The sequence below is a fragment of the Streptomyces sp. WAC 01529 genome (genome assembly GCF_003945545.1).
GTDB lineage: Bacteria > Actinomycetota > Actinomycetes > Streptomycetales > Streptomycetaceae > Streptomyces > Streptomyces anatolicus.
Map to the genome: position 1 here is coordinate 8,091,467 of NZ_CP029617.1, position 12,213 is coordinate 8,103,679.

Annotated in this window: 14 protein-coding genes; 5 read left to right on the plus strand and 9 right to left on the minus strand. The window is 71.2% G+C overall.

Annotated features, from left to right (window positions below; translation table 11 throughout):
- Positions 1–85 precede the first annotated feature (85 nt).
- Positions 86–634, plus strand: coding sequence for a MarR family transcriptional regulator (locus tag DMA15_RS35625; protein ID WP_240660116.1), 549 nt, complete (start codon positions 86–88; stop codon positions 632–634).
- Positions 631–1,953, plus strand: coding sequence for an MFS transporter (locus tag DMA15_RS35630; RefSeq protein ID WP_125516874.1), 1,323 nt, complete (start codon positions 631–633; stop codon positions 1,951–1,953). The genes DMA15_RS35625 and DMA15_RS35630 overlap by 4 nt, the downstream gene beginning before the upstream one ends.
- Positions 1,954–2,074: 121 nt before the next feature.
- Here DMA15_RS35630 and DMA15_RS36905 read toward each other — a convergent pair whose 3' ends face one another.
- Both DMA15_RS36905 and DMA15_RS38090 read right to left on the minus strand, forming a co-directional pair.
- Positions 2,075–2,230, minus strand: a complete 156-nt coding sequence (locus DMA15_RS36905) for a DUF6131 family protein (protein WP_164551896.1) — start codon at positions 2,228–2,230, stop codon at positions 2,075–2,077.
- A gap of 101 nt (positions 2,231–2,331) precedes the next feature.
- The gene (locus tag DMA15_RS38090) at positions 2,332–2,460 is read right to left on the minus strand and encodes an LPFR motif small protein (protein WP_258020967.1); all 129 of its coding nucleotides are present in this window, start codon (positions 2,458–2,460) and stop codon (positions 2,332–2,334) included.
- 301 nt (positions 2,461–2,761) lie between these two features.
- Here DMA15_RS38090 and DMA15_RS35640 point away from each other — a divergent pair, with 301 nt between their 5' ends.
- Together DMA15_RS35640 and DMA15_RS35645 are read left to right on the plus strand one after the other, a co-directional pair.
- Positions 2,762–2,989 (plus strand): DUF5133 domain-containing protein, encoded by a 228-nt coding sequence (locus tag DMA15_RS35640; RefSeq protein ID WP_125516878.1) that lies wholly within the window; start codon positions 2,762–2,764, stop codon positions 2,987–2,989.
- A 208-nt stretch (positions 2,990–3,197) separates the two neighbouring features.
- The gene (locus tag DMA15_RS35645; RefSeq protein WP_240660117.1) at positions 3,198–5,414 is read left to right on the plus strand and encodes a catalase; all 2,217 of its coding nucleotides are present in this window, start codon (positions 3,198–3,200) and stop codon (positions 5,412–5,414) included.
- An 80-nt stretch (positions 5,415–5,494) separates the two neighbouring features.
- On the opposite strand, the gene DMA15_RS35650 is transcribed toward DMA15_RS35645, so the two are convergent.
- From DMA15_RS35650 to DMA15_RS35670, 4 genes are all read right to left on the minus strand, one after another.
- Entirely contained in the window at positions 5,495–6,745 is a 1,251-nt protein-coding gene (locus tag DMA15_RS35650; protein ID WP_164551897.1) for a hypothetical protein, read from the minus strand.
- A 78-nt stretch (positions 6,746–6,823) separates the two neighbouring features.
- A complete protein-coding gene (locus DMA15_RS35660) occupies positions 6,824–7,054 on the minus strand; it encodes a hypothetical protein (protein WP_125516885.1) in 231 nt (76 codons plus the stop codon).
- Between the two features lie 205 nt (positions 7,055–7,259).
- Positions 7,260–7,649 carry a DUF6463 family protein gene (locus DMA15_RS35665; RefSeq protein WP_125516887.1) on the minus strand — a complete coding sequence of 130 codons (390 nt, stop codon included), beginning with the start codon at positions 7,647–7,649 and terminating at the stop codon, positions 7,260–7,262.
- Positions 7,650–7,774: 125 nt separating this feature from the next.
- Positions 7,775–8,392: a TOPRIM nucleotidyl transferase/hydrolase domain-containing protein gene (locus DMA15_RS35670; protein ID WP_125516889.1), complete on the minus strand. Its 618-nt coding sequence runs from the start codon at positions 8,390–8,392 to the stop codon at positions 7,775–7,777.
- A 105-nt stretch (positions 8,393–8,497) separates the two neighbouring features.
- Between DMA15_RS35670 and DMA15_RS35675 the strand changes: the two genes are divergently transcribed.
- Positions 8,498–9,544, plus strand: a complete 1,047-nt coding sequence (locus DMA15_RS35675; protein WP_125516891.1) for an RICIN domain-containing protein — start codon at positions 8,498–8,500, stop codon at positions 9,542–9,544.
- On the opposite strand, the gene DMA15_RS35680 is transcribed toward DMA15_RS35675, so the two are convergent.
- The 3 genes from DMA15_RS35680 to DMA15_RS35690 form a co-directional block, all read right to left on the minus strand.
- Positions 9,511–10,767, minus strand: coding sequence for an MFS transporter (locus DMA15_RS35680; RefSeq protein ID WP_125518232.1), 1,257 nt, complete (start codon positions 10,765–10,767; stop codon positions 9,511–9,513). The genes DMA15_RS35675 and DMA15_RS35680 overlap by 34 nt on opposite strands.
- A gap of 17 nt (positions 10,768–10,784) precedes the next feature.
- Positions 10,785–11,324: a transcriptional regulator gene (locus tag DMA15_RS35685; RefSeq protein ID WP_125516892.1), complete on the minus strand. Its 540-nt coding sequence runs from the start codon at positions 11,322–11,324 to the stop codon at positions 10,785–10,787.
- Positions 11,325–11,565: 241 nt separating this feature from the next.
- A complete protein-coding gene (locus DMA15_RS35690) occupies positions 11,566–12,162 on the minus strand; it encodes a TetR/AcrR family transcriptional regulator (RefSeq protein ID WP_125516894.1) in 597 nt (198 codons plus the stop codon).
- Between the last annotated feature and the right edge of the window lie 51 nt (positions 12,163–12,213).

The following is a 12,213-nucleotide window of genomic DNA, read 5'->3' on the forward strand; positions in this document are numbered from 1 at the left end:
GATGATTTCATCCGGCGGACTCGGGCCTCCAGCGGGCCGGGCGTGGGGGAGTGGGACGTTATCCAAGCGCTGTTATATTAGCGCTGTGACAAATTCCGAGCGCACGGATTCGCCTGACCCGACGGCCCCGGCCGATCCCACGGCACCGGTACCGGCCGACCCCACGGCCCGGCCTGACCCCTGGCAATCGCTGCACGAGCTGCTGGCGGCCCTGGACGCCGAGATCGAAGAGGTCTACGTCGAGCGGGGCATCGAGGGGGTTCGGCCGCGGTTCGCCTATCCGTTGATCCGGCTCGCCCACACCGGCCCGCTCACCATCCGTGAACTCGCCCAGTCCCTGGACCGCTCGCACTCCGCGATCAGCCAGACGATCGCCGCCATGCGCAAGGAGGGCCTGGTCACCTCGGAGCCGGGACCCGACGCCCGTACGCGCAGGATCGACCTGACCGAGCGCGCCCGGACGCTTGTGCCGTTCCTGGAGTCCGAGTGGCGCGCCACCCACGCCGCCGTCGCCGAGCTGGACGCGGAGGTGCCGTACGCGCTGACCGCCGTCGTCGAGGAGCTGCGGCGGGCGCTGGGACGCCGGTCGATGCGGCAGCGGATCCTCCACCACCTCGTCGAACCGCCGGGATGAGCGCCCGTGTCCGGCTCCTCGACATACGCCCGCTCCGTGAGAGCCGGGCCTTCCGTGACCTGTGGACAGGCTCCGCGGCTGCCCAACTCGGCGGGCAGGCGGCCACCGTGGCGGTACTGGCCCAGGTCTGGGAGCTGACCGGCAGCCCGGTGAGCACCGGCGCCATCGGGCTCGCGACCGGCGTACCGACGGTGTTGTTCGGGCTGCTCGGCGGCGCGTTGGCCGACTCCGTCGACCGCCGCGCGGTGGTGCGGACCACCACCGCCGGTCAACTACTGGCCGCCCTGGGGCTGTGGGGCCAGGCGCTGGCGGCGAACCGCAACGTGCTGCTGCTGCTCGCGCTGGTGGCCACGGGGGCTGCCTTCAGCGCGCTCGGCGCCCCTGCCAGGCGCACCTTGCCGGTCCGGCTGCTGCCGTCCGACCAGGTCGCGGCGGGCCTGGCGCTGACCAGCGTCTCCTTCCAGGCGGCGATGCTGGCCGGGCCCGCGATGGCCGGCCTGCTCATCGCCCGCTGGGGGTTCTCCGCCGCGTACGCCGCCCAGGCCGCGGCCGCCGCGCTCGCGATGCTCTCGGTGATCCGCCTCCCGGCCATGCGGCCCGGGGGCGCCGACGCGGCGAACTGTGGGCGTCGGACAGGGCGTGGTGGCGGGCGTCGGGCCGAGCGGGGCGGCGGGTGTCGGCCTCAGCGGGGCGGCTGGTGTCGGGCCGAGCCTGGCGGCTGGCGGGTCGTGCTGCGTCGCCCGACGCTGTGGGGCTCGCTGGCCACTGACCTGTCCGCGACGCTGCTCGCCATGCCGATCGCGCTCTTCCCGCTGGTCAACGAGGTCCGCTTCGGAGGCGATCCGCGGACGCTCGGCCTGTTCCTCTCGGCCGTCGCGGTCGGCGGCATCACGGCGGGCCTGGTCTCCGGCACGGTGACGCGCCGACGCCGGGGCGGCCTGGTGCAGCTGGTCGCCGCCAGCGCATGGGGCGTGGCGTTGGCGGGGTTCGGTCTGGCGGGAGAGCTGTGGGCGGCGCTCGCCTGCCTGGCCGTGGCCGGCGCCGCCGACACCGTGGCGGTGATCACCCGCGGCGCCCTGATCCAGCTGGAGACGCCGGACGCGTACCGGGGCCGGGTCTCCTCGGTGGAACACGTCATCGGCGTCGCGGGCCCCGAACTCGGCAACTTCCGGGGCGGCCTGCTGGCATCAGCCACCTCGGCCTCGTTCGCGCTGGTCACCGGCGGCCTCTCCGCCGCCCTGGTGATCGCGGCGGTGGCAGCGGCCAACGCCCCTCTCCGCACCTGTCGCACACGGCCCGCAGGCCTACCCACACGATGAAGGAGGCGGGCACCGAAGTGCTCGCCTCCCGGGTGGAGTTCGTGGACGAGTGCCTGGAACTGGCCCGCGCCGACCTCGCCGCGGGCCCAGCTCACTGACACCGGTCACCGAGCTCTGACTGTCACCAATAGTGCCGTCGGCCGCCGACGGCGTGGCCCACGGAGCCGAGAACCCACAGAGCCGCACCGATGACTACCAGTATGACGCCGATGGTCCACAGGATGGAGATACCGGCCACCAGGCCGATAACGAGCAGGATGATTCCGAGTGCGATCATTGGATCCTCCGACCCTCTGAATTATTTTCAAGTATGCGCCTTAAGCGTGCTGGGCGACAGCCGTGCGGCCGGCCCCTCCCCGGCCGGGCGCGGCGACCACGTCAGTGACGACCGTGAGCGGTGTCGGAAGCCCCGCCGAAGAGCCGCGCGACGGCGCGGAACGGGAGTGTGACGACCGTGGCGATGGCCCCGCCGATGGAGCGGAGAACGTCTGCAATGGCCTTCAGCATGTGTGGGCCTCCAGGGAATCTTGTCGTGCGAGTGGCAATTGCCGCGTGCTGTTCTGCGTGCTGCTGCCTACCGGTTGCCCTAAGAGTGACGACGAAAACACCGGGATATTCCGGCGACGCCGCCGCCAACGGATTCTCCGGCGCGACTCGGCGGCGTTTTGCAGCCTTGTGACCAGCCTTGCGAACCCATTCCGAAGTCCTGTGATTACCGATCGTCCGACGGGGCACAAGGGGACAGCCAAAACGGCGTTTTCCCGCACCAGAACAGCGATTCCTCGCCCCCGGACGGAAGGATCACGACGTGCTCAGGCCCCACCCCTCGTTCCTGCACGCTCTGCTCGAAACCCACGCCACACTCACGGCGCTCCAGGCCAAGGAGGACTCCGCCGAGGTCCGCCGGCAGCTGGACGACGTCGCGTACACCCTGTGCGTCGCCACCGGGACGCGGACCCTCGAAGCGGGGCTCGCCGCGGCCAGGGCCCAGCTGGCGGGAGTGGCCTCCCAGGAGGAATCCGGCCTGGCCGCCTGATCGGCCGCGATCTTCCGTTTCGCCCCGTGGCCCTCGGGCACACGGGGCGGCAGGCCCAGGAGGCCCCTGCACACGTGGTCCTGGCGCCCGGCCTCGTCCCACCACCCGGAGCAACGCAGAAGCACCGCTGGACGGCGTAGGCCCTGTTTGGGCCCGCCCTCGCGAGGCCATGGCTGTGACACCCCCCTCCCTCACCACTGGAGCACCCATGAGCGATGAGAAGCGGAACGACATCCCCGGAGCACCCGCCCCGCAGCCCCCGTCGGTCGCCGAGCCCACCGAGCCGCACGAGCCCCTGCCCCCGAAGCCGGACCAGGAGGCCCCCGAGGCCGTCTCCCCGACGGGCAAGCCCACCGGGGCCCCCGCTTCCGCGCGCGCCCAGAGCGGCGCCTATCTGACCACGGCACAGGGCGCCCGCCTCTACGAGACCGACCACTCGCTCAAGGCCGGCGCCCGTGGGCCGGTGCTGCTCCAGGACCACCACCTGCGCGAGAAGATCACGCATTTCGACCATGAACGCATTCCCGAGCGGGTCGTCCACGCGCGTGGAGCGGCGGCGCACGGCATCTTCAAGGGATACGGAACGGCGGCCAAGGTCACCAAGGCGGCATTCCTCGCCAAGGACACCGAAACCCCCGTCTTCGTGCGTTTCTCCACGGTGCTCGGCTCCCGCGGTTCGTCGGACACGGTGCGCGACACCCGGGGATTCGCCACGAAGTTCTACACGGAGGAAGGCACCTTCGACCTCGTCGGCAACAACATCCCGGTCTTCTTCATCCAGGACGCCATCAAGTTCCCCGACATCATCCACGCGGGAAAGCCGCACCCCGACCGGGAGATCCCGCAGGCCCAGAGCGCGCACGACACCTTCTGGGACTTCGTCACCCTCCACACGGAGGCGGCCCACCACACCCTGTGGAACATGTCGGACCGAGGGATCCCGCGCTCCTACCGCATGATGGAGGGCTTCGGGATCCACACCTTCCGGCTCGTCAACGACAAGGGCGCCACCACCCTCGTCAAGTTCCACTGGAAGCCGAAGCTCGGCGTGCACTCCCTGACCTGGGAGGAGGCACAGATCACCAACGGCATGGACCCCGACTTCCACCGCCGCGACCTGGCCGACGCCATCGAGGCGGGCGCCTTCCCGCAGTGGGAGCTGGGCATCCAGGTCTTCCCCGACAACGCCGAGCAGACCTTCGAGGGCATCGACCTGCTGGACCCGACCAACATCGTCCCCGAGGAGCTGGCGCCCGTGCAGCCCATCGGGCTGCTCACCCTGAACGCCAACCCGACCAACTACTTCGCCGAGACCGAGCAGGTCGCCTTCCACCCCGGCCACCTCGTCCCCGGCATCGACATCACCGACGACCCCTTGCTCACCGGCCGGCTCTTCTCGTACCTGGACACGCAGATCAGCAGGCTCGGCGGCCCCAACTTCGCCCAGCTCCCGATCAACCGCACCCACGCGCCGGTCAACGACATGCTGCGCGACGGAATGCACCAGACCGCCGTCCACTCCGGGACGGCTCCCTACCGGCCCAACTCGCTGGACGGCGGCTGCCCGTTCCTGGCCGGGGCGGACAACGGCGCGTACATCGAGGTCCCCGTCGACGTACCGGCCGCGAGGAAGGTCCGTGAGGCCCCGGAGTCCTTCTCCGACCACTTCAGCCAGCCGCGGCTGTTCTGGCTCTCGATGACGCCGGTCGAGCAGGAGCACATCATCGCGGCCTACACCTTCGAGCTGAGCAAGTGCTACGAACAGGCCATCAAGGAACGGGCCCTTCAGGTCCTCGCCAACATCGATCCGCAACTGTGCGGACAGGTCGCCGACGGCCTCGGTCTTCCGGCGCCGGAGCCGACCGTCAAGCTGGCGGACGTCCAGCCCAGCCCCGCGCTCTCCCAGGTCGGCAAGGTCTGGCCGGTGGAGGGCCGGATCGTGGGCATCGTCGCCGGCCCCGACGCCGACCTCGACGGCGTCCGCTCGGCACGTGAGGCGCTGCTCGGCGCGGGCATGGTCCCCCTCGTCATCGCCCCCACCGGCGGCGCGCTGGGCTCCGGCAAGGACCCGATCGCCGTGCAGCGTACGTTCGCCAACGCGCGGTCGGTCGAATTCGACGCGCTGCTGCTCGCGGGCACCCCGGCGCCGGGCGCGGACGCGTACGGCGCCAGGGACGCCAAGGCGGGCGAGCCGAGCGCGGGCGCGCTCGCCGACCCGCGGATCGTGCTGATGCTGGCGGAGGCGTTCCGCCACGGCAAGGCGATCGGCGGCTGGGCGGGCGCCGAGGCGGCGCTGCAAGCGGCCGGCGTCACGGCCACGGCACCGGGCGTGGCGCTCGTGGACACGGGCGCGGACGCGGTGGAGCAGGTGGCCCAGCTCCTGGGCGAACACCGCGTGTGGGCCCGCTTCCCGGCCGCGCTCTGACCGACGCCCCACGCAGGACGCCCAGGCCCGTCGGGCCTGGGCGTCGCGCGGTCAGGGGGCCTGGGTGTCCAGCGGTGAGGTCAGGGCGTGTTGACGGAGAAGACGACCCGCCTGCCCGCCGTGGAGTTGATGCGTTCGTTGATGCCCCACAGCCGGTCCGTCGACCAGGAGTAGCCGAGGTTCTGGGTGTATACGGGGGCGGCGGTCATGACGTGCGGCGCGGTGTTGGCCTGTGCCTTGTGAATGCAGGAGTACGGATCCTCCGCCGTACCGCCGCCCGCGCCCGTCGGGCAGGTCCCGGCCATGTACCAGTTCGTGCCGTCGGTGGCAGCACCCTGCATCGACCAGACCGGGGAGGAGTACGCGGCGGACGCGTGCCCCTGGGGGAGCTTGGTCGTGGCGTCGAGCGGCCAGCGCACGACGCGGCCGCCCGCCGCGTCCTTCTTGTACTCGGCCGAGACGAGGGCGTCCTGGCCGCCGGTGCGGTCCAGGCTCAGGGAGTTGAGGCAGGGGGTGGTGCCCGCGGTGACCGTGCAGGCGGCGCTGCCGGTCGTGGTGCGGTACATCGCGACCATGGGGACGGCGTAGTTGTGCCAGAGGCCCGAAGAGGTGGTGCCGGTGATGCCCACCTCCTTGTCCTGCTTGTTCAGCTTCCATATGTGCCGCAGGTCGTAGACCTGGAGGTAGCGGCCGTTGGCGACGAAGGCGCGGTCGCCGTACCAGACGACACCGTCGACGTGATTGCCCGGAACGACACGGAAGTCGCCGGTGCCGTCCGCTTTCACGGAAGGCTGGACGAGAAGCAGGTTGTGGTAGTTGGGCGTCCCGCTCTTGGTGCTCACCAGTGAGAGCCGGGCGTACTCGTCACCGTGTCGCTTGGCCGGGTCGGGGTTGCCCATGTCCGTGGCGTGGTGCCAGGTCGCGGCGTAGGCGGGGACGCCCTTCCACTGCCCGTCGGTGGCGGGCCCGCTGTCGCTGTACGGCAGGGAAAGGCCTTGGGGCGTCCAGCCGCCCTCCGTCGCGTTCCAGTTGCTGGACCGGTCGTCCGCCGCCTTCCAGCAGTAGCCGCTCGGCTTGAGGCTCGCGGACAGGCCGGTGTCGTGACACAGGCCCGCGATACCGGTGTTGCCGCCCGTGTTGAGGACCGTACTGACGTCGACGTTCTTGACGGCGCCGGTCTTCTCCACGGCTTCGACCGCGGCGTCCATGCCCGCCGCGCCGCCGGGGGCGACGACTTGATTGAGCCTGAACTGCGAGACGGTGCCGGGGTCCACCGATCCGAACGGCATTGCCGCGGCCGCCGGTTCCGCGCTCGTGAGCGTCGCGGCCACAGCGGCCGCCACGGCCCCGGCCGCGGTCAGTCTTCTTTTCCATGTATGGGTCACGCGATGACGATAAGGCCATCGGGCTCACTGATTCCGCGCGCGCCGTTCCCGCAGGCGCAGCCCCGCCCTCTCGGCCTTGCTGTTCAGCCGCTCCCGCCCCCAGGAAAGCAGCAGAGCCACCGGGGCGAGCGCCAATCCGAGGAGCAGAGCGAGAGTCCAGTCCATGCCGTCCCGCCGGTAGTGGAGGAGCAGCACGCAGACGGCGTACATCAACAGCACGGTCAGTACGGTCTTGAGCGGCTTCGGCAGATTCATGAAGGCTCAAGTACCCGCGCGGCGAAGGAGTATGAGCCGACACGCGACCGGGGTGGTGGGGTTCCGGCTCAGGAGCCCCCCAGCACCCGTACCGGCATCGGAGCGAGAGGCGGGCCTGGACCTGACCGACCCCGCCGCCGTCCGGGACGCCCTCTCGAACGCTTCGCCGACCGGAGCCCGGCGCTGCACGGCTTCCTCGCCGACCTCAGCCCGGAGGGCGAGACCGGGCGGCGCGTCGGGCCCCGAACCACAGCAGGGCGGCCGCCAGCAGGAGGACCGGCCAGGGCGTGAACGCGAGGACCACGGCGTCGACCACGGTCCAGAGCGCCAGCGTCCAGGCGATGAACGACGGCGGCGTGATACCGCGGCGATCCAGCCACAGCACGGTCAGGCCGACCATGACGAGGGGCACGCCGAAGCTGCCCAGACTCAGCCAGTACGCGCTGTTGGCCGCGCTCATCGCGGAGAGGTCCTCTTCCCACAGCGCCCCGCTGAACCAGTCGTCCGCGTGGCTCGCGGCTTCCTCCACCGTCAGGGCGCCGAGCGTATGCAGGGCACCGAACAACACGATCAGCCAGCCGGCCCACTTGATCATCCGAGCTCCCCCCTCGCGGTAGGTGAGAGTAGGGCCGCTGTGGGGCTCCGTACAACCGGTTGCGCGCCAGCCGAGGGCCGTACGGCCAGCGGGCGTGGCCGGGATGTGCCCCGAGGCGCCGCCGGTCACAGGCTCGTGAGGAGAGCGTCGAGCGGGGGCGGGACCTCGTCGGGGGAGAGGGCCTCGACGAGGAGGTGGCCGTAGCGGATCTTGCGGCCCTTCTTCGTGCCGAGGAAGCGCCGCAACTGCTGTTGCCTGGGCCGACCGTGATGTGCGGGCTGGTGCAGGAACGTCTGCCAGGCACGCAGGTCGCCTTCGGCCCGGATGATCTCCTCGACTCCCGCCGTGCCCAGCGCGCGGATGAGTTCGTCCTCCAGGTCCGCCTCGCATACGAAGAAGCCCTGCCACGGCGCCCCTGCCCGCTCCAGACCGCGTTCGTAGAAGCGCTGTTCGCCCCTGTCGCACAGCCCCGCAAGGCGCAGCCCGAGACCGGGCGGCCCGAGGAGGCCCGCGTAGCGGGCGATGCTCATCGCCCCGCCCATCGCTATGACGCACACCCCTTCGGCGGCGAGGTTCCGGCCGCGCCGGGCGGCGAGTGTCTCAACGGCCGCGTGGTCGCTGGGCCCTTCGAGCAGCACGGCCGTCCGCACCGCCGACTCCGCGGCGAGTTCGCGGGCCACTCGGCCGGACCCGCCGTTCGCCCAGTCTCCGACCGCGTCCCGGAATGCCCGCATGTCCGCCATGGGGTCGAGTGTGCCCCTAGGCGTCAGTGATACGTCAGAGCCCCCGGAAACCATGGCGCCTCTGGTGCCGTAGCCGGTACCGACCGTCCGGGAAGGAAGTCCCCCATGAACGCGCCTTCCAACACGCCCCTCCACGCGTCCCTACAAGCGCCCTCCAAAGAGCGACGCGCGTCGGCTGTCGCGAGACGTGCCGCGCTGCTGGCCTTCCTGATGCTCGTGTGCGGCGCGCTGGGCTGGGGGCCGGCGACCTCGTCGTACGCGTACGCCGCCGGGACCGCGGCACCCGCTTCCGCCGGACAGATCGTGAACATCGTCTCCGCGCCCAGCGGATTGTGTGTGGAGGTCCCGGCCTCGCAGGTCGGCCAACCGGTGCGCCAGGGCCGCTGCTTCGGCAAACCGGGGGCACGGTGGTATCTCCAGTCCTCCGGCGCGGCGAGCGACGCGGTCAACATCGTCAGCGCAGGCAGCGGCGCCTGCGTGGAGGTGGCGAACGCCAGCCCGGACAACGGCGCCGCCATCCGCCTCGCGGCCTGCGACAGCCGTCCCGCAGCGAGCTTCCGGATCGTGCCGGTCGGTGACGGTGTCGGATTCCAGACCATGACGTCGACGACGCCCAAGTGCCTGGAGGTCACGGAGTCCTCCACCGCGGACGGGGCGGCGCTGCGGCAGTGGGACTGCAAGCAGCAGGCCGGGGCGATGTTCTTCCAGCAGCAGCCGCCCCGGCAGTGGGAGACCACCCTCGTGAACGCCAACAGCGGCAAATGCCTCGGAATCCTCGACCAGAGCGCGCTGGACGGCGCCAGGGCCATCCAGCGCACCTGCAACGGCGCCACCGACCAGCGGTGGCAGATCGTGGAACTGGGCGAGGGCAAGGTGGCCGTGGTCAACGGCAACAGCGGCAAGTGCCTGGCCATCAGCAACGGCAGCCTGGACAACGGCGCCCACGCCAATCAGTTCTCGTGCGACGGATACAAGTTCCACACCTGGACGAGGAGCCCGGCGGCTGACGGAACCCACACGCTGGCCAACCTGAGGAGCGGTAAGTACCTGGGCATCCGCGCCCAGAGCACGGACGAGGCGGCCCAGGCGGAGCAGTGGGACCGCACGCCCCACACGGATCAGCTGTGGCGGATGAACCCGACGGGTTCGTGACCTGGTTCGCCGCCCGGGGCGGCGGCACGCAGCGCCGCCTCGACCCGGCGGTTGCTGGTCATGGTCGCCGTGACGACGGTCATGGTGAGCAGGAGGCCGGCGGCGGCGTAGAGCGGGGTGCGTACGTCGTAGGCGGTGGCGAGCCAGCCGCCGAGGAAGGCACCGAACGGGGCGGCGCACATGGCGAGCATGCGAGAAGTGGAGGCGACCCGGCCCATCAGGTGGGCGGGGACGATCGCCTGCCGGAGGGAGGGACCGAGCACCATCGTGGCGCCCATGCCCGCTCCGCAGACGGCGAGCGCGAGCCCGGCGACGTACGGGTTCGGGGCGACGGCGAGACCCAGGATGGCGAGTCCCTCGACGGCGGCCGTGCAGGTGAGCGCGGCCCCGGTGCCCAGTCGCCGGCCGATGGAGGAGGCGATGGCCGCGCCCAGCAGACCGCCGGTGGCCTCCGCCGTGAGGAGCAGACCGAAGCCGAAGGTGTCGATGCCGAGACGGTCGTGCGCGAAGAGGGCGAGCACGGTCTCCACGGCGAGGAAGGCGATGTTCCCCACCGCCGGCCGCAGCGCGAGCCCGAGCAGCAGCTGATTCCGGAATACGTACGAGGCTCCGGCCCGCGCCTGCCGCAGCAGCGACTCACGGGCCTGCGGTACGGGCCGGGGAACGGCGGGCAGGGACCGTACGAGCAGGGCGGAGACCGCGAAGGACACCGCGTCGGCGACGAGCGGAACCGCCCGCCCGATCGCGAGCAGGGCGCTGCCCGCGGGCGGTCCCGCGAAGCCGGACGCGGCGGTCTGGGCGCCGCGCAGACGGGAGTTGGCGCGCTCCAGAAGCGCGGGGTCGCGGCCGAGCAGATCCGGCAGATAGGCCGTGGCGGCCGTGTCGAAGAAGAGTCCGCCGAGGCCGAGCAGGAAGGCGACGGCAGCGAGCAGCGGAATGCTCAGCACGTCGAACACGGCCGCTGCCGCCGGTATCGCGAGCAGCACCGCACGTAACGCGTCGGCGACCCACATCGTGCGCCGACGGTCCCAGCGGTCCACCAGCGCACCGCCGAGCACCCCGAACAGCAGCCACGGCAGCGTCCCGGCGGCCGTGACGACGGCGAGCGCCATGGGATCCCGCGTCAACGCCAACGCGAGCAGCGGCAGCGCGGCATGCGACACCCCGTCACCGAGCGAGGACACCGTCTGCGCGGTCCACAGCCGACCGAACCCGGACGGCAACGTGCCTGCGAATGAGGTCACTTGGCCTCACCTCTGGCGCGCCCGCGCGGCGCGGGCCGGAACAGCGCGAAGGCCAGTGACGCGTCCGGCAGCGACGGATCGGACAGCTCCCGGTACTCGTCCGCCAGAGCCTCCAGCCGCGCTCCCAGCTCCGCGAACTGCTCCTCGGTGAGGCGCAGATGGGCCATCCGGACGTGCCGCTCGCTCTCCACCGGCGCCGCTTCCAGGTCCGCCACCGCATGCCGCATCAACATGTCCGGCCCTCCCTCGCCCGGATCCGGTAGCGCGATCGTCCGCGCGGCCATCGCGTAGTACCGCTCGGTGACACCGCGCACCTTCCGTGTCCGCACCACCTTCACCAGGCCGGCCCGCTCCAGCAGCCGCACGTGGTAGCTGGAACTCCCCTTCGCCAGACCCACTCGCTCGGCGATCTGCGTGATCGTCGCGGGCTCGAAGCGGAGCACGGCCATGATCCGGTGGCGCGTGAGATTGGAGACGGCGCGCAGCTGCTCGTCCGTCGTGACGTGAAACGTCTCGGGTAGATCATCCGTAGGCATGCGCTCAATGGTCAACAAGTCTTGACCATTAGGCAAGCGATTTAGGGATTCTGGAGGGCGGGAACCGAAAACCGGGCGACCGGGCCGTGCCCCGGCGGGAGGTGGGGGAGGGCGGCGGGAACCTCGCGGAGGGCCCTCACCAACCCCTGACAGCACTTCGCCCCGCCGGGTGGTGGCGGGGCGAAGCGATCAGGTCCGGGTAGGCCCGCAGTCCCTCAACGCGTGTCGGGGAACCGGTCGTTCACCCCGCGTCCGGCCGGGGCCGCAGGCCGAGCAGGACGTCCGGGACGAGTTCGGCGCTGCGTCTGACCGCGTCGTCGCCGAAGCCCAGGAAGTGCCGGTAGTGGATCGGCGCGTAGAAGAGGTCGACCATCACGTCGGTGGGCACGTCGGAGCGGAGCTGTCCGGCGGCGACGGCGGCGTCCAGGCGGGCCCGGCACTCCGCGATGCTGGGCTCGAGGATCGTCTCGCGGAACGCCTTCATCAGCGCGGGGTCGTTCTGGGCCTCGCCCATGACGCCCTTGAAGGCCTCGCTGATCCTGCCGGTGATCAGCCGCTGGCTCACCGCGGTCATCTGAGTGGTGAGGTCGGCGGCGATGTCGCCGGTGTCGGGGAAGGCGAAGTCGTCGCCGAGTTCCTCGTTCATCGCCTCCAGCACCACCGCGCCTTTCGAGCGCCACCAGCGGTAGATCGTGGGCTTGCCCACGCCGGCCTGGGCGGCGATGGCCTCGATGGTCACCTTCGCGAAGCCCTTGCGGCTCACCAGGTCGAATGCCGCGTCGAGGATCGCCCGGCGGGCGCGCTCGCTGCGCCGTTCACTGTTCGGGTCGGGGGTCATGGGCCGCACTCTACCGCTCGCGTGACGTTACGTTTCGTTTTGACAGGGCGC